Origin of the sequence: Aureimonas sp. D3, from assembly GCF_001463805.1 — a bacterium.
Taxonomy (GTDB): Bacteria; Pseudomonadota; Alphaproteobacteria; order Rhizobiales; family Rhizobiaceae; genus Aureimonas; species Aureimonas ureilytica_A.
The window spans coordinates 18,633-35,149 of sequence record NZ_BBWM01000073.1 but is presented as its reverse complement, the minus strand read 5'-3'; the positions used below and the strand labels follow the sequence as shown (position 1 = coordinate 35,149).

Annotated in this window: 12 protein-coding genes; 5 read left to right on the top strand and 7 right to left on the bottom strand. The window is 65.8% G+C overall.

Translation table 11 applies throughout. The annotated features are described in order from the left end of the window. Positions 1 to 276: 276 nt before the first annotated feature. On the bottom strand, positions 277 to 3,126 hold the full coding sequence (locus AUL36_RS21745; RefSeq protein WP_082656007.1) for a GAF domain-containing protein: 2,850 nt from the start codon (positions 3,124 to 3,126) through the stop codon (positions 277 to 279). A gap of 276 nt (positions 3,127 to 3,402) precedes the next feature. On the opposite strand from AUL36_RS21745, the gene AUL36_RS21740 reads away from it, so the two are divergent. Then, complete coding sequence (locus AUL36_RS21740) at positions 3,403 to 4,866, top strand: protein adenylyltransferase SelO (RefSeq protein WP_062224194.1); 1,464 nt, start codon at positions 3,403 to 3,405, stop codon at positions 4,864 to 4,866. Between the two features lie 16 nt (positions 4,867 to 4,882). On the opposite strand, the gene AUL36_RS21735 is transcribed toward AUL36_RS21740, so the two are convergent. The 3 genes from AUL36_RS21735 to AUL36_RS21725 form a co-directional block, all read right to left on the bottom strand. Further along, the gene (locus tag AUL36_RS21735) at positions 4,883 to 5,638 is read right to left on the bottom strand and encodes a FadR/GntR family transcriptional regulator (protein WP_062224189.1); all 756 of its coding nucleotides are present in this window, start codon (positions 5,636 to 5,638) and stop codon (positions 4,883 to 4,885) included. Positions 5,639 to 5,745: 107 nt separating this feature from the next. Then, complete coding sequence (locus AUL36_RS21730) at positions 5,746 to 6,846, bottom strand: Gfo/Idh/MocA family protein (protein ID WP_062224187.1); 1,101 nt, start codon at positions 6,844 to 6,846, stop codon at positions 5,746 to 5,748. 13 nt (positions 6,847 to 6,859) lie between these two features. Further along, entirely contained in the window at positions 6,860 to 7,870 is a 1,011-nt protein-coding gene (locus AUL36_RS21725; protein WP_062224185.1) for a Gfo/Idh/MocA family protein, read from the bottom strand. 249 nt (positions 7,871 to 8,119) lie between these two features. Here AUL36_RS21725 and AUL36_RS21720 point away from each other — a divergent pair, with 249 nt between their 5' ends. Continuing rightward, positions 8,120 to 8,305, top strand: a complete 186-nt coding sequence (locus AUL36_RS21720; RefSeq protein ID WP_062224183.1) for a hypothetical protein — start codon at positions 8,120 to 8,122, stop codon at positions 8,303 to 8,305. A gap of 193 nt (positions 8,306 to 8,498) precedes the next feature. Here the strand turns inward: AUL36_RS21720 and AUL36_RS21715 are convergent, their stop codons facing one another. The 3 genes from AUL36_RS21715 to AUL36_RS21705 all read right to left on the bottom strand — a co-directional run bounded on the left by AUL36_RS21715 (position 8,499) and on the right by AUL36_RS21705 (position 12,159). Continuing rightward, the gene (locus tag AUL36_RS21715) at positions 8,499 to 9,737 is read right to left on the bottom strand and encodes a D-arabinono-1,4-lactone oxidase (protein WP_062224181.1); all 1,239 of its coding nucleotides are present in this window, start codon (positions 9,735 to 9,737) and stop codon (positions 8,499 to 8,501) included. Positions 9,738 to 9,749: 12 nt separating this feature from the next. Then, positions 9,750 to 10,517, bottom strand: coding sequence for an SDR family NAD(P)-dependent oxidoreductase (locus AUL36_RS21710; protein ID WP_062224179.1), 768 nt, complete (start codon positions 10,515 to 10,517; stop codon positions 9,750 to 9,752). 67 nt (positions 10,518 to 10,584) lie between these two features. Next, on the bottom strand, positions 10,585 to 12,159 hold the full coding sequence (locus tag AUL36_RS21705; RefSeq protein ID WP_062224177.1) for an amino acid permease: 1,575 nt from the start codon (positions 12,157 to 12,159) through the stop codon (positions 10,585 to 10,587). Between the two features lie 214 nt (positions 12,160 to 12,373). On the opposite strand from AUL36_RS21705, the gene AUL36_RS21700 reads away from it, so the two are divergent. The 3 genes from AUL36_RS21700 to AUL36_RS21690 all read left to right on the top strand — a co-directional run bounded on the left by AUL36_RS21700 (position 12,374) and on the right by AUL36_RS21690 (position 16,497). Further along, the gene (locus AUL36_RS21700) at positions 12,374 to 13,267 is read left to right on the top strand and encodes a helix-turn-helix transcriptional regulator (protein ID WP_082656006.1); all 894 of its coding nucleotides are present in this window, start codon (positions 12,374 to 12,376) and stop codon (positions 13,265 to 13,267) included. A gap of 211 nt (positions 13,268 to 13,478) precedes the next feature. After that, positions 13,479 to 15,047 (top strand): Re/Si-specific NAD(P)(+) transhydrogenase subunit alpha, encoded by a 1,569-nt coding sequence (locus tag AUL36_RS21695; RefSeq protein WP_062224175.1) that lies wholly within the window; start codon positions 13,479 to 13,481, stop codon positions 15,045 to 15,047. Between the two features lie 16 nt (positions 15,048 to 15,063). Continuing rightward, the gene (locus tag AUL36_RS21690; protein WP_062224173.1) at positions 15,064 to 16,497 is read left to right on the top strand and encodes an NAD(P)(+) transhydrogenase (Re/Si-specific) subunit beta; all 1,434 of its coding nucleotides are present in this window, start codon (positions 15,064 to 15,066) and stop codon (positions 16,495 to 16,497) included. Positions 16,498 to 16,517: the final 20 nt, after the last annotated feature.

Genomic DNA, 16,517 nt, shown 5'->3' with positions numbered 1-16,517 from the left:
CCGGATGCGCGACCGCTCAAGTTTCGAGATTGAGAGAGAAGATCATGGGGCGAAGAGGCGCCCAAAAATTCAGTCAACAAGTTCGATAGCTGGAAGGTATGAGTTTGCGTCGTCCTGCGCAAGCTCATTCCTGATTTTATTTTTCGAGTTTGGATTTATTCTTAAATATCACAACGCCCGATCCTATCCCGACTCTCTCGCGCAAGAGAAAATCTTGGACAGGCGATAAAGCGCAGGGCGGGCTAAGCGATGCCTTCGCGCCGGCCTCGCGCGGGATCAAACACCCTGCAAATGTTCCAGCGGAGCCGACATGACAGCCACGAAGCCAGCGGTCTCGTAGCGAAGATCGACGCTGCCGCTCTGCACCAGCCCCATGCCGATCAGCCGCGAGCCAAAGCCTTTCGCGCTCGGCGCCACCACCGGAGGCCCACCATATTCGCGCCATTCGAGCACGAGATCCTGGCTGCGCGCCCGGTGTTCGAGCCGCCAGCTGACATCGACACCTCCGTCGGGCACGGAGATCGCGCCATATTTGACCGCGTTGGTCGCCAGTTCGTGCATCATCAAAGACAGCGTGAGCGTACTGCGTGGCCCGAGTTCGACATTGGGCCCCTCGATGGCGAACCGCGCCGACTGGTCGAACGTGCCCAGAACCGCCTCGACCGTGTCCTTGATGCGCGCGGCGGTCCAGTTGCGGGACAGAAGCACGTGATGGGCCACCGCCAGGGCCTGAACGCGCCGGTTGAACGCCTCCACCAGCTCCCGCTCGGTCACGCCGCGCAGCGTCTGCATGGCGACGGCCTGCACCATGGCGAGCGTATTCTTGAGCCGGTGCGACAATTCCAGATTCAGAACCTGTTGCTCGGCCTCGGCCCGAACGCGCATCAGCGCGGCATAGGTCTGATCGGCGACGGCCTTGGCGAATTCGACCTCATCGCTTGTCCAAAGGCGTGGCTCCTTGGCGTGCACATAAAGCGCGCCGACAAGCTCGCTCCGGTCGATGATGGGAACCACGATCTGGGCCAGCGTGCCCATCGCGCGATAGGTCGTTTCATCCTCGACAAGCGCGGGAAAATCCGAGAGGTCGGGTACCACCAGGGCCTGACCGCCTGCGAGATAGTCCACCGTGCCTCGGAAGAGCTGGAGCCCATAATGCCCGACCAGCTTGTCCTCTTCCCGCGATGCCCAATCCTCCGCCACTTCAAAGAGTTCGGCGCGACGGTCGATTCGGCCGTAGCCGGCTCTCGGCGCGCCGAGCGTCACCGCAAGGCACTCGGACGCCCGCGCATGGACCTCGCTCGCGCTCTCAGTCGAGCGGAGCCGATCGGCCAAGGCGAGGCGCGCCGTCTGATGGAGTTCGGCGCGCTTGCGATCGGTGACATCGATGACCGTCCCGATCATCGCGCGGGCGACACCATCCCCGTCGCGGATGAACTCGGCGCGCCGGGCCACCCAGCGCAAGCTTTGGTCGCTCGCGCGGCGGATTCGGTACTGCACTTCCAGCGGAGCGCTGCCGTCCCGCCGGGCGGGATCGACGCAGATGAGAGGCAGGTCTTCTTCCACGACAAAGGGACGGATGTCGTCAGCCGTGCGGCCAGCAGCGTCGTCCAAGCCGAAAAGCCGCCAGAACAGAGGCGAACCGAGAATTCGGCCGCTGGCGAGATCCAGCTCGTAGATCCCGATCTGCCCCGCATCCTGCGCGATCCGCGAGCGCTGTTCCGAGGCGCGCAGCGTGGTCTCGCGATTCAGCCGCTCGCGCGCGATCGACAAGAGGCGCGCCACCGTCTCGAAGAAGCAGAGGGATTCCCGATCGAAACTGGGCGTGTCGCGCGAGACGAAGGAGACGACGCCCACCAACGCGTCCCGATCGAAGATCGGAAACCCGGCATAGGCGTCTAGCCCTTCCGCCCGCGCGACCTCGAACCGCGGATCCTCAGAGCTTTGCAGGTGCGACAGCACCAGCGGTTCGCCGTTCTGGGCGACGAGACCGCAGATCGGGACTTCGAAGGAGACGTAGTGGAACGCGCCTAACAGCGTGGGATCGACGCCAACGGCCTGTTGCAGGCAGAGATGCTGCCCGTCCGCAGCGATCTCATAGGCATAGCTCTGGTCGAAGCCGATCGTGTCCGCGCCGCTCTCCAGGATGGGGCGCAACGCGGCGTTCGGATCGTCGGTGGTAAGAAGGGCTTCCGACAATTGGCCGAGCAGGGCGAGGCGCTGGCCCCGCCGCCGGTCCTGCGTGCGGTCGCGCAGGATCTTGACATAGCCGACATGGCGATCGTTCGGATCGCGCAGGGGCATGATGTCGGTCAGCGCGAAGAGGCGCGAGCCGTCCTTGCGGGCAAGCCAGCGCTCGTCCTCGCTACGGCCGACCTCGCGCGCCGTGCGCAGTTCCTGCTCGGGCAGGCCGAGCGCGCGGTCCGTTGCGCTCATCAGCACGTCGGCGGAGCGGCCGAGCATTTCCTCTTCCCGCCAGCCCAGCACGTTCTCCGCGCCGCGATTCCAGCCGACGACCCGGCCTTCGAGATCGAGCGAGATGATGGCGTAGTCCACGGCGCTGTCGAGGACATTGCGATGGCGGGTCTCGGCGGCGCGGGCCTTGGTCAAGGCCCGGCGCAGTTCGAGTTGCGTGCTGGCCTGCCGCGCCAGCAGCCGCAGCATCTGGGCCTGATGCTCGGCCAGATGGCGAGGCTGGTAGTCGAGAACGCAGACCGTACCGATCGGCATCCCGTCCGGCGTCTTGACCAGCGCTCCGGCATAGAAGCGCAGACCCGGTTCGCTCGTGATCAGCGGATTGCTCTCGAAGCGCGGGTCCTTGGTCGCGTCGGGCACGACCATCAGATCGTCTTCCAGAATAGCGTGGCCGCAGAACGAGGTTTCGAGCGGTGTTTCACGAACTCCGAGTCCGACCTCGGCCTTGAAGAACTGACGCCGCGTATCGACGAAATTCACGACACCGATCGGCGTGCCGCAGATTTCCGACGCCATCTGCGCGAGGACGTCGAACTCCTCTTCCCGCTCCGTATCGAGAACGTCATAGGCATGGAGAGCGGCCGATCGTCGGGCCTCGTTGAAAGGCGAGCGCAGCGACTGGGCTTTGGCGTCGTCTCGCACGGGGTCTCTCATGCCTTCCTCTTGTCCATCTTGTCTCTTAGCGACTGGCGAGACGATTGCGAAGACGTGACTTGAAATGGGTGAAGTTTTATCGCCGCTTCGGTAAACACTGGCGGGGCGCGGGTGATTCGGAGCCCGTCACGCACGGCCTCCTCAAAACTCGCCTCCCCGCCCGTCAGCTTTCTCCTGCCGGGCGCTCGCAATCGGCCGACCGTTCGCCCAAATGAGGCTCAGTGGCGAAGCATCCGGCGAAAGCCTCGGCGCCATCCAACCAGAAGGCAGCTGGTCATGACGGCCCATTTCAACTTCGACAATCGCTATGCGCGCCTCGGCGTCCCGTTTCATCGGCCGACCTCGCCGACGCCCGTCGCCGCGCCGCTTCTTTTGAAGCTGAACCATGGGCTGGCGCGCGAACTCGGGTTCGATATCGAAGCGCTGGAAAGCGCCGAGGGGGCGGAAATCCTGGCCGGCAATCGGATCGCTGCGGGTTCGGAGCCGATCGCGACAGCCTATGCCGGCCATCAGTTCGGTAATTTCGTGCCACAGCTCGGTGACGGGCGCGCGGTGCTGCTGGGCGAGATCATCGACCGCCATGGCGCGCGGCGCGATCTGCAACTGAAGGGCGCGGGGCCGACCCCCTATTCTCGCGGCGGCGACGGGCGCGCGGGGCTCGGGCCGGTGCTGCGCGAATATCTGGTGAGCGAGGCCATGGCGGCGCTCGGCATTCCGACCACACGGGCGCTGGCGGCGGTCGCGACGGGCGAATGGGTGATGCGCGACCGGCCGCTGCCCGGCGCGGTGCTGACGCGCGTCGCCTCCAGCCATATCCGGGTCGGCACGTTCCAGTTCTTCGCGGCGCGCCGGGACGAGGCCGCGCTCCGGCGTCTGGCCGATCACGTGATCGAGCGGCACTATCCCGACGCCGCCGGTTCGGAGCATCCCTATCGAGCGCTCTTAGACGGCGTCTGCGCGCGTCAGGCGGCGCTCGTGGCGCGCTGGATGCAGGTTGGCTTCGTGCACGGCGTCATGAACACGGACAACATGTCGATCGCCGGTGAGACGATCGATTACGGCCCCTGCGCCTTTCTCGACGCCTACGATCCCGCCACGGTCTTCTCCTCCATCGATCGGAACGGGCGCTATGCCTATGCCAATCAGCCCGGCATCGCGAGCTGGAACCTTGCGCGCCTCGCCGAATGTCTGCTCGATCTTCTGGACCCCGACGAGAACCGCGCGGTCGAGATCGCGCAGGATAGCCTCGCGGGCTTCGCCACCGCGTTTCATCAGGCGCATCTCGACGGCTTCCGGCGCAAGATCGGACTGACGCAGGCGCGCGAGGGTGATGACGTTCTTGTGCAGGATTGGCTGGGGCTGATGGCGCGAGAGAAGGCGGATTTTACGCGGACCTTCCGCGCGCTCGGCAGGGCGGCCGAGGGCGACGAGACCGCCCTCGCCCTCGCGGACGCCGATGGCTTCGGCGCCTGGGCGGCCCGCTGGCGCGCGCGTCTGGACGCCGATGCTCTCGATCCGGGACAGCGGCGCGCTCAGATGGACCGGGTGAATCCCGCCGTCATCCCGCGCAATCATCACGTCGAAGCGGCATTGGCGGCGGCAATGGAGGGCGACTTTGCGCCTTTCGAGCAACTGAACGCGGCGCTGGCGGAACCCTACGGCGCCTCGGCGGAGGGCAGCGTCTATGCCGCGCTGCCGCCGCGCGCGGACGAGCCGTACCGCACCTTCTGCGGGACCTGAGCGCCGGGAAAAGCTGTCAGCGCTCCGCCGAAAGGGCGGTGGCGCGGGCGCGGCGGCCGCGCTCGTCGGCTTCCATCAGCTCCTTGCTGACATTCTGGATGTGGCGGGTCATCGCCTTGTAGGCCGCTTCCGGATTGCGCATCCGCAGCGCCGTGAGAACGGCATGATGATCGCCGATCCAGAGCGGGCGTACGCTCGGCGCATGGATATGCTCGTGCAGCTTCTTCCACATCAGCGACTCGTCGCGTTGCACCCAGAGCGCTTCGATGATCGAAAGAATGATGGCATTGCCTGTCATCCGCGCGATGGTCATGTGGAAGTCCCGGTCGCCTTTCTCGTGGTCGAGCTGGGCGTTGGTCTCGTATTCCATTTGCGCCATGCAGTCTTCCAGCGTGGCGAGGTCGTAGCTGGTGGCCCGCTCGGCGGCCATGGCGGCTGCGCTGGATTCCACCGCCATGCGCGCGTCCAGAAGCTCGAACGGCCCCGCGCCGGAATCGGCGTTGATCTTGTCGAAGGCCGAGATCGGCCCGCGAACCGGAAGAACGGTGATGCCTGTGCGGCCCTTCACTTCCACGATCCCGCGCATTTCCAGCGCGATCACGGCCTCGCGCACCACCGGCCGGCTGACCTCCAACTCCTCGGCCAGCTCGCGCTCGGACGGCATCCGCCAGTCCGTGTTCTTCGCGTTGACTTCGATGAGCCGGGCGATGCGGCGCGCGACGGTCTGATACAGGCGTTCGCTCGGTTGGCGGATGGGGGCGTCGGCCGGCATGTCGTCCTCATGAAGCGGACGCCACCCGGCACCGGGTGGCGCAGTGTCGAGACGTCCGGCGCCGATGATCCGTTTTCGAACCATAACGTCCAGAGCGGCCAAACGTCCTACGACTGGAAATTCTGCGCCGGGCGCATGTCGTCCGGCAGCCAGGAGCGATAGAGCGGATGGCTCGCGGTGATCGGCAGCGGCGTCGGCTGGCCGGTGCGCTGCGAATGGTAGGCGGCCGTCACGAGCTCGAGCGAGTTGCGCGCGTCCTGCAAGGTCACGGGCGGCTCGCCATCCTTTATGATCGCGGCATGGAACAGCTCGAACTGCCTCGTATAACCGTCCTCATGGGTCTCATAGGCGGCGAGCGCCTCGTCCACCCGCGCTTGATGCGCTTCGTCGCCTGCGATGAAGGTCCAGGGATCGCGGCCCATCGTGTAGGGCTCGAGAATGCTTTCGGCCACCAGATCATGGAAGCAGAAGCGCAGCCGCGAGATTTCCTTGCGCGAGCCGAGCGTCATGGAGAGGCTCGCCAGCGAGCCGTTCGCCATTTTCACCGAAAGTGTGGCCGTATCCTCGACCTCGATCGGGTTCACCAGCGTCGCGCCATAGGAGAAGACCTCGGCGCAAGCCCCATGGACATAGTTCAGCATGTCATGGGCGTGGATCGCGTGGCCGAGCAGGCCACCGCCCAGCTCCGACGTCCACTTGCCGCGCCAGGGCACGTCGTAATAGGCCGGTCCGCGCCACCAATGCGTCTCGATCGTGGTGAGGAACGGGCGACCCGTCAGCCCCTTCTCGATCAGCATCTTGAGCTTCTGGAGGCCGGTCCCGTAGCGATACTGGAAGATCGGCATGAGCTTGGGGCCGTTCGCGCGGGCGACGATCCCGGCCATCTCGTCCACTTCCGCGATGGAGCCCAAAAGCGGCTTCTCGCAGATGATGTGCTTACCCGCCTCAATGCCGCGACGCGACAGATCGAAATGCGAGTCCGGCGGCGTGCAGATGTCGATGAGGTCGAGATCGTCGCGTCGGAACAGCGTGTCCACATCCTGCGTATATTCGGGAATGGCATATCGATCGCAGAGCTTGCGGCCGCGCTCCTCGTCCAGCGAGCAGAGGACGACGACCTCGTAGAGATCCTTGATCCAGTCGAAGCCGGCCAGATGCCGCTCGGCGATGCCGGCGCCCACGATGCCGACGCGCAGTTTCCGGGTCATGGTGTCCCCACTCTCAGCGATGGCCGAGGCGCACGGCGTTCGCCTGCGCTTCGAGCGACAGGCGGCACACCTCGAAGACATGGCGCTGCGGCATGGCGGTTTGGGTGCGGTGCTTCACGTCGTCGGCGAAGGCCTGGAAATAGGGCAGCTTCTCTTCGCTGCAGTCGATATGGACGTTCTCGGTTCCGTTGACGAGGAAGAGGTGGTCCTTTCCCGGGCGGCCGGAAATGTCGATATATTTGCGCAGCTCGATATAGCCTTCGGTTCCCAGGATCGTCAGGCGGCCGTCGCCCCAGGTGCCGAGCGCGTCGGGCGTGAACCAGTCGACGCGCACGAAGCCCGATGCCCTGTCCGAGCGCAGCAGGATTTCGCCGTAATCCTGGAAGCGGGGTTTGTCGGGCATGGCGAAATTGCCGATCGCGCTCGACACGATCTCGGCGGTCTCGGAGCCCGTGTAATAGAGGAACTGGTCGATCTGGTGGGACGCGATGTCCACGATGATGCCGCCGAAGCGGTCGGGATCGAAGAACCAGTCCGGGCGGGTGGCGAGTTGCAGCCGGTGCGGCCCCATGCCCATGGTCTGCACGACCCGCCCGATGCGGCCCTCGCGCACGAGTTCGCCAGCCTTCACGGCAGAGCGCACGCTGTGGCGTTCGGTGAAGCAGACCGAGAAGATTTGTCCGGTTTCCTCGACCGTGCGGCGGACCTCTTCGAGCTGGGCGAAGGTGGTGACGCCCGGCTTGTCGGTCATCACGTCCTTGCCCGCCTTCATGGCGCGCACCGCGAGCCCGGCACGATCGGCGGGAATGGCGGCGATGCAGATGATGTCGATCGACGCGTCGGCGAAGATCGCATCGCGGTCGAGCTTGGGCGCGTTCGGATAATCGCTTTCGAGGGCCTTGAGGATGCCGGGCGCGGTGGTCTCCGGGCAATAGCCCGCAAAGTCGCAGCCCGCCGCGATCAGTCCCTTGATATGGTCGAAAATGTGCCCGTGATCGATACCCACGGCCGCAAATCTCAGCATGTCCGAATGCTCCTCCCGTCACGGATTGGCGCGTCAAAACTTCCGGTGCGCGTCGTTGGTCAGACCAGACACAGCGTTCCAGCGGATGTCAAGACAGCGCGCACCGCAGGCGTCGGACAAGACTCTCAGCCACTCTTGGATCATCGAAAATCTGGTAAGACCAATTATTCCGAGCGTATGGCCCGAAACGTGGGAGGCTCGCCAGCTGCCAGGCGGGACGTTCAACCGGGAAAGCGGCACAGGTCGTTCTTGGCCGTCTGGGTGCTCGGCGCGTCCATGGCTTTCGCCTCAATGCCATTTGCGGACGAGATTCCCCGCGCCTGCCAGGACGGCGGCTTCGGCTGCGCCGTGATGGCGCTCGTGATCGAGCGCTTCGAGGCCGCGAACCCTGAGATTGAGGTCAAGGTCGAGAACTTTCTTATCGGCCACTGGTGAAAAGCCTCCCGTCCAGCTGGAATGGGGCCATGGGCCGGATATGGCCACGGTTACCGATCGAGGGCGGCGCGCAGCTCGTGGACGATAAGGGGCAGCCTGTCGTGGACGAGGCTTCGGATCGAAGCGCGCCCGGCGGCATCCGCAGGGCCTCGACTCCGGAGGAATGGCCTCGCCCGAAAGGGCGGGGCCGGTTCTAGCCCAGGAGCATCCGCACATGGTCGTTGAGAAAGCGGCCGGCGGGATCGAGCCGGCGGCGCAGGGCGCGGAAATCGTTGGCGTGCGGATAGAGATGCGTCACGTCCTCCTCGTCGAGGAAGTGCATCTTGCCCCAGTGCGGGCGGGAATCGTAGCGCCGCAGGATCGCATCCACATCGCGCAGGAAGTCCCAATAGTCGATGCCAGGGCCGCCCGAGACCGACAGCGTGATCGAATCCTGCCGGTGGAACGGGCTCATCCAGGCGTCGTCCCCGGCGGTGAAGCGGTATTCGATCGGGTAGATGCAGTTCGTGTGCTTGGTCAGCATCAACTCGCGCACCGCGCGCACGGCCTCCTTCCCGTGCTGGAGCGGCACGGCATATTCGAGTTCCACGAAGTTCGGGACATATTCGATCGGATAGACCTCCGAGGAATAGGCGATCTTCTCGAAAGGCGCCTCCATCGGCTCGGCCTCGGTGATGTCCATCACCTTCATCTCGCAGACGTCGGAGGTCTTGCGCGTGGTGGAGCGCGGCGCGTCCGATGTGTCGGCCAGGCAATAGAGATGCCGGCTTTCCGGCACCGGGCACCAGAAGAAGCCGAAATGGCGGTGATTGGCCGCCAGCTCGTCATGGCGCTCCATGCAGGTCTCGAAATCGTCCCGCCAGACATGCTCGTGCAGGTTATAGGCGGGGACGGTCTTCAAGGTGATGGCCGAAATGACCCCGAGCGTGCCGAGCGAGACGCGGGCGGCGAGCAGCAGGTCGGGGTCGGACCCCTCCACGTCCAGAACCGAGCCGTCCGGCTGGACGAGGCGCAGCCCCGCGATCTGCGAGGCGAGGCAGCCGAGCGTGATGCCGGTGCCATGGGTGCCCGTAGTGAAGGCCCCGGCGATGGCCTGCGTATCGATATCGCCCTGGTTGGAGAGCGAAAGGCCCAGATCCTTCAGCGCCCGGCCGACATCGCCGATCCGCGTGCCGGCGGCGACCGTCACGTGCTCGCCCTCGACCTTCAGAACGCCCCTCATCTCCTGAAGCGACAGGCGCAGGCCGCTCGTGCCGACGACGGGCGTGAAGGAATGGCCCGAGCCCGCCACGCGAACGGGCAGGTCCAGCCGGTCGGCCTCCGCCACCATCTCGCAAAGCTGCGCTTCCTCGGTCGGCATGGCCTTGTAACGCGAGATGCAGGACTGGTTGCCGACCCAATTGCGCCAGAGGCCGCCCTTTTCGAATGTCATGAGACCCTCCCCTCAGATGGCGGTGAAGCCGTTGTCCACGAAGAGATGCGCGCCGTTGACGAAGCTTGCCTCGTCGCTGAGGAGGAAGAGCGCGGCGTTCGCCACTTCCTCCGGCCGGCACATGCGTCCCTGCCCCGCCGCGATGGCCGCCTCCGAAGCATCGACGCCGTGGGCGGTCAGGAGTTCGACCTCGCGATTGCCGTGGGCCGTCGCGATGAAGCCGGGGCAGACGGCGTTGCAGCGCACGCCCTTGTCGCGGAACTCGACGCCGATCGCGCGGGCGAACATGTGCACCGCGCCCTTTGTCATGTCGTAGAGCACCTCGGCGGGCGTCGCCGCCACGGCCGAGATGGACGAGGTGCAGACGATCGCCCCACCGCCCGCCGCGATCATGCCCGGCAGAACCGCGCGCGTCATCAGAAACATGGAGCGGACATTCACGTCCATCAGCCAGTCGTAGTCCTCGTCGCTCGTCTCCAGAAAGGGCTTCACCACGATCGAGCCGGCATGGTTGAAGAGGGCGGTCGGCGCGCCGAAGGCTTGGTGGGCGGCCGCGACCGCCGCCTCCACCGCATCGCGCTTCGACACGTCGGCCTCGGCGAAGATCGCCTCGCCGCCGCCCGCCCGGATTTCGGCGGCCAGCGCCTCGCCCTTCTCGCGCTGCCGGTCCACGATGGTCACACGCGCGCCCTCGCGGGCAAAAATCCGCGCGGCGGCCGCGCCGCATCCATCGGCCCCGCCCGATACGAGCGTGCTGCGGCCGTTCAAACGTCCCGTCATTCTTCGTCTCCCTGCAAGATCGGACGGGCGAGGCGGTCCGAAGTCGCCTCGCCCTCGCGGCCTGACGTCAGCGCGTTTCGCCGACCGCGCTTTCGGCGGCGCGGATGGCGGCCTGTCGCTTGGCGATCTCGGCTCCGACCGGCGGGCCGGCGAAGCGCCGACGCTCGAACAGAACCCAGACGAGCCCCGACACGACGAGGAAACCGAGCGTGATGAAGAGCGCGTTGTCATTGGGCGGCTGCACGCCGAGCACGAAGATCAGCACCATGGCGAGGATGGAGAGAATGCCGGCCAGGATGAAGGGGCCACGCCCGATGTTCCAAGGCCCCATCTTCGGCCATTTGGAGCCGCCATAGGCCAGAAGCCCCGCGACGATCGGGATGGCGAAGGAGAAGAACAGAAAGATCACCGTGCAGGAGACGACGATCGCATAGGCCGAGGTTTCACCGAAGCTGACGAGCGATGTGCCCCAGACGAAGAGCACCGACAGGACCGCGCCCGTCCAGATGGCGGGAACCGGCGTGCGGAAGCGCGGATGGACCGCGGCGAGCGTCTTGGAGGCCGGCAGGCCGCCATCGCGAGAGAAGGCGAAGATCATGCGCGAGACGGAGGTGACGGTCGCCATGCCGCAGAGGAACTGGGCGACGAAGATGGCGGCGTAGAGGATGTCGCGCCAAAGCGCGGGCACCTGCGTGTCCATGGCCCAGAAGAACACGTTCCAGCCCTGAGCGGCGGCGGCGTCCATATCCGGGATCATCAGGACGAAGGAGCAGAGCACGATATAGCCCGCGATGCTCGACCAGAGGACGGAGGAGACCATGCCTTTCGGCACGGCGCTTGCCGCGTCCCGCGTTTCCTCCGACGTATGGGCCGAAGCGTCATAGCCGGTGATCGTATAGATCGGCAGGAGCAGGCCGAGCAGGAAGGCCCAGCCCGTCGACATTTCAGGCCAGACATTGCCGCCCGCCGCGCCCGAATAATTGTGGAAGGTGAAGAGCCGGGCGACGTCCCAGGACGGGGCGCAGGCGAGAAAGGTCAGCGCTAGCACGACGGAGGTCACGAGGATCAGCGATCCCGAGAAGTCGGTGAGCTTGGCCGTCAGTCCGATGCCGACATGGTTGATCACGGCCTGAAGCGCCGTGATGACGACGAGAAAGCCGATGCGCGTGCCGATCGTGTCGCTCATGCCGAGCGCCGGGCCGAAGGCACCGTAGAAGAAGTAATAGGTGCCGACATTGATCGCACCCAGAACCGTGACGAGACCCAGAAGGTTGAACCAGGCCGTCAGCCAGCCGACGAAGCGATTGCCGAGGATCGAACCCCAGTGGTAGAGGCCGCCCGCCGTCGGATAGGCCGAGGCGATCTGCGCCATGGCGATGGCGAAGACGGCCGAGACCGCGCAGCCGAGCGGCCAGCCGATGCCGATGGCGGCGCCTCCGGCCCCGGACGTGGCCTGGGCCAGCGAATTGATGCCGCCCGACAGGATGCAGATGATCGAGAAGGAAATGGCGAAGTTGGAAAAGCGGCTCATGCGCCGCTCCAGCTCCTGCGCATAGCCCATCGAATGCAGAACCTGCATGTCGGCGTGTTTCTGATCGTCCGTATAGGTGGCGGGAACTCCCGGCGGTACTGGGCTTGTCATCGACCTCTCCGTGTTCTGCGGCTGCATGCACGTCCCTGACTGCGGTCAGTCATGGGTCTCCAGCGGGGGCGATCTTCCAGCCGACCCGCCAATCTGCCTAGTCTGGAGGCAGGGTTAAGACCTGTGCAATATCACCAAAGGGCTATTCCACCGCCCAGTCGCTTTGTTAGGCTCCCTTCCGCTCGATCGGTTGGGCGAATGGGGTGCTGAGCACATGGCGCGATCTCCGGCGGGAGGCGGGCGGGAAGCCCATGCGGGCGCGAGCTGGCTGTCGGATGTCTCGCGACTGATCGCGCGTCTGGGGGAGCCCGATCTGCCCGATGTGCTGGATGAGGCGCTGCGCGGGCTGGCCCCGTTCGATCTCAGCGTTGTCTTCGCCTATCCCGCGAGCGGTCGGCCGCTGTATCTTCATGACGGGTTCGGCGGGCATCGGCCGGGAGCGGCGCTCGACGCCTATCTCGACGGGGCCTATCTGCTCGACCCCTTCTATGTTGCCTGCGCCGAGCCCGTTCCATCGGGCCTTTACCGGATGTGCCAGTTGGCGCCCGACGCCTTTTTCGAGGGCGAGTACGTGAACAATTGGGAGGTACATCCCTGCATCTCCATGGAGTCCGGGTCGCTCGCCGAGGAAATCGGCTTCATCGTGGATCTGCCGCGCGGGCTGACGGCGGTCTACTCGCTGATGCGCAGCGCCGGCCGCCCGCCCTTCAGCGAGGCCGAGTTCGACCGCCTGAGCGCCGCCGAGCCGATCGTTCGAGAGACGCTGCGCCGGCAATGGGCCGATCTCGCCGCGCCGCAGGGCGAGCCGGCGCTCGGCGCGGACCCGTTCGACGCCGATCATGGGTTGGACGACGCCTTCGCCCGCTTCTGCCCCGGTCTTCTCTCGACGCGCGAGCGCATGGTGACGCAGATGGTGCTGCGCGGCCATTCGACCCATTCGGTCGCCTCGTTGCTCGGGATCGCCGAGGGAACGGTGAAGAATCACCGCAAGAGCATCTATGCCAAGCTGGGGATCGCCAGCCAGCAGGAGCTGTTCAGCCTGTTTCTCGGCCATGCCCTGTCGGGTCGCGAAACGGCCCGTGAGCTTCCCGGCGTCGATATAAGTTAAGTATTTCCGGTTTGCGATCGCGCACCCGTGTCAGAGGCTTTGCGATTTTTCGGGGAGCCCAGTAGAGGCTGATTTGCGGCCAAGAGGAGCCGGCTTGAAAGGTATGGCTCGCCTTGGCGAACCGGGCCTTCCGAGCCGAGGGAGACGCGTTCGAGCGAACCGAAGGGGAGAGGAACCCTTGTGTCCGTCTCGTGGGAGGAGAGTGATCGATATGAAGTTCGGTGTCCCTAGGGAAACCAGACCGGGCGAGCGGCGGGTAGCGCTGAGCCCGGACAGCGTTGAGCGGCTGCGCAAGCTCGGCTATAGCTGCCTCGTGGAATCGGGTGCGGGCGAAGCGGCGCGCTTCTCGGATGCGGCCTATGAGGCGGCCGGCGCGCGGGTCGTGCCGGATGCGGCGGCGCTCTTTGCCGAAGCCGACATCGTTGCCAAAGTGCGCCCGCCCGAGCCGGACGAGGTCGCGCAGACCCGTTCGGGTCAGATCCTGATCTCCTTCCTCTATCCTGCGCAGAACCCCGCTCTTCTGGAAGCGCTGCGCGAGCGGGGCGTGACCACGCTCGCCATTGACATGGTGCCGCGCATCAGCCGCGCGCAGAAGATGGACGCCCTGTCCTCCATGGCCAATATCGCGGGCTATCGCGCCGTGATCGAGGCCGGTAACCGCTTCGGCCGCTTCTTCACGGGTCAGATCACCGCCGCCGGCAAGGTGCCGCCGGCCAAGGTTCTCGTTATCGGCGCGGGCGTCGCGGGTCTGGCCGCCATCGGCGCGGCGCAGTCGCTCGGCGCGCAGGTCCGCGCCTTCGACGTGCGCCCCGAAGTCTCCGAGCAGATCCAGTCCATGGGCGCGGAGTTCCTGTTCCTCGACTTCACCGACGCCGCCGACGGCGCGGCGACGGGTGGCTATGCCGCGCCCTCGTCCCCTGAGTTCCGCGCCAAGCAGCTCGAGCTTTTCCGCGCCCAAGCGCCGGAGGTCGATATCGTCATCACGACGGCGCTGATCCCCGGCCGCGACGCGCCCAAGCTCTGGCTCGCCGACATGGTGGCCCTGATGAAGCCGGGCTCAGTCGTGGTGGATCTCGCCGCCGAGCGCGGCGGCAATTGCGATCTGACCGTGCCCGATCAGGTGGTGGAGACGCCGAACGGCGTCACGATCGTCGGCTATACCGACTATCCCAGCCGCATGGCGACGCAGGCCTCCAGCCTCTACGCCACCAATATCCGCCATATGATGGACGATCTGACGCCGAAGAAGGACGGCGTGCCGATCGTCAATATGGAAGACGACGTCATTCGCGGCGCGACCGTGACGCATCAGGGCGCGATCACCTATCCGCCCCTGCCGCCGAAAATCCAGGCCATCGCCCGCCAGCCCGCCAAGAAGGCCCCCGAGGAAAGCGCCGAGGCCAAGGCCCTGCGCGAGGCGGAAACCGCCCGCAAGGCCGGCCAGCGGCAGGTCGCGCTGCTGGCGGGGGGCGCTGCGCTCATGCTGCTCATCGGCCTCGTCGCGCCGCCGAGCTTCCTTCAGCATTTCGTGGTCTTCGCTCTGTCCTGCTTCGTCGGCTATCACGTCATCTGGAATGTCAGCCACGCGCTGCACACGCCGCTCATGGCCGTGACCAATGCCGTTTCCTCCATCATCATCCTGGGAGCGCTGCTTCAGGTCGGCTCGTCCAGCGCGATCGTGACGATCCTGGCGGCCATCTCCATCCTCATCGCATCGGTCAACATCTTCGGCGGCTTCATGGTGACGCGCCGGATGCTGAAGATGTTCCAGAAGAGCTGAGCGGGAGGACGCATCCATGAGCCAAGGACTTGTCGGCGCGGCCTATATCGTCGCGGCCATTCTTTTCATTCTCTCGCTGGGCGGTCTGTCCAACCAGGAAAGCGCGAAGCGCGCCGTCTGGTACGGCATTTCCGGCATGGCGCTCGCCATCGTCGCCACGATCTTCGGGCCGGGCGTCTCCGGCCATTGGCTGATCCTGCCGATGATCGGCATTGGCGCGGTGGCGGGCGGCGTGCTTGCGGGCCGCGTGCAGATGACGCAGATGCCCGAACTCGTCGCCGCGCTTCACTCCTTCGTCGGGCTCGCCGCCGTCTTCATCGGCTTCAACGCCGATATCGAGGCGAGCCGGGTCGCCGCCGCTCACGCGAGCGGCGCGGTGGAGGCGCTGTCCGGCTTTGCCGCGACGCTCGCGCACAAGACGCCGGTGGAACTCACCATCATGCGGGTCGAGGTGTTTCTGGGCGTCTTCATCGGCGCGCTGACCTTCACCGGCTCGGTGGTCGCCTATGGCAAGCTGTCGGGACGCCTCAACTCCAAGGCGCTGGTTCTGCCGAACCGCCATGCGATCAACCTTGCGGGCCTCGCGCTCGCGCTCCTGCTCGGCCTTCTCTACTTCAACGGGGCCGGTATCTGGACGCTGATCCTCGTCGCGATCCTCGCCGGCGCGCTCGGCTGGCATCTCATCATGGCGATCGGCGGGGCGGACATGCCCGTGGTCGTCTCCATGCTGAACTCCTATTCCGGCTGGGCGGCGGCGGCCATCGGCTTCACCCTGTCGAACGATCTCCTGATCGTCACCGGCGCGCTCGTCGGCTCGTCCGGCGCGATCCTGTCCTACATCATGTGCCGCGCCATGAACCGGAACTTCGTCTCGGTCATCCTCGGCGGCTGGGGCGGAACGACGGGGCCGGCGCAGGAAATCACCGGCGAGCAGGTGGCGATCTCGGTCGACGGCGTCGCGCAGGCCCTGGACGAAGCCGATTCCATCATCATCGTGCCCGGCTACGGCATGGCGGTGGCGCAGGCCCAAGGCTCGATCTCCGAGCTGACGCGCCGGCTGCGCGCCAAGGGCAAGACTGTGCGCTTCGCCATCCACCCGGTCGCGGGCCGTCTGCCGGGCCATATGAACGTGCTGCTCGCCGAGGCCAAGGTGCCCTACGACATCGTTCTGGAAATGGACGAGATCAACGAGGACTTTCCGTCCACGGATGTCGCGATCGTGGTGGGCTCGAACGACATCGTGAACCCGGCGGCCGAGGAAGACCCGAACTCGCCGATCGCCGGAATGCCCGTCATCGAGGTGTGGAAGGCCAAGCAGGTTTTCGTGTCCAAGCGGGGCCAGGGCACGGGCTATTCCGGCATCGAGAATCCGCTCTTCTACAAGGACAACACGCGGATGCTCTATGGCGATGCCAAGGCCTCGATCGACGAATTGCTGAAGCAGCTTTGAGAACGCGAGGCAGCCTGAGC

Coding starts and splice junctions, on each gene's coding strand:
- AUL36_RS21725 (WP_062224185.1), bottom strand. CDS start 7,870: ATGCTGAGATTTGCGGCCGTGGGTATCGATCACGGGCACATTTTCGAC.
- AUL36_RS21715 (WP_062224181.1), bottom strand. CDS start 9,737: ATGACATTCGAAAAGGGCGGCCTCTGGCGCAATTGGGTCGGCAACCAG.
- AUL36_RS21710 (WP_062224179.1), bottom strand. CDS start 10,517: ATGACGGGACGTTTGAACGGCCGCAGCACGCTCGTATCGGGCGGGGCC.
- AUL36_RS21735 (WP_062224189.1), bottom strand. CDS start 5,638: ATGCCGGCCGACGCCCCCATCCGCCAACCGAGCGAACGCCTGTATCAG.
- AUL36_RS21690 (WP_062224173.1), top strand. CDS start 15,064: ATGAGCCAAGGACTTGTCGGCGCGGCCTATATCGTCGCGGCCATTCTT.
- AUL36_RS21745 (WP_082656007.1), bottom strand. CDS start 3,126: ATGAGAGACCCCGTGCGAGACGACGCCAAAGCCCAGTCGCTGCGCTCG.
- AUL36_RS21700 (WP_082656006.1), top strand. CDS start 12,374: ATGGCGCGATCTCCGGCGGGAGGCGGGCGGGAAGCCCATGCGGGCGCG.
- AUL36_RS21705 (WP_062224177.1), bottom strand. CDS start 12,159: ATGACAAGCCCAGTACCGCCGGGAGTTCCCGCCACCTATACGGACGAT.
- AUL36_RS21740 (WP_062224194.1), top strand. CDS start 3,403: ATGACGGCCCATTTCAACTTCGACAATCGCTATGCGCGCCTCGGCGTC.
- AUL36_RS21695 (WP_062224175.1), top strand. CDS start 13,479: ATGAAGTTCGGTGTCCCTAGGGAAACCAGACCGGGCGAGCGGCGGGTA.
- AUL36_RS21730 (WP_062224187.1), bottom strand. CDS start 6,846: ATGACCCGGAAACTGCGCGTCGGCATCGTGGGCGCCGGCATCGCCGAG.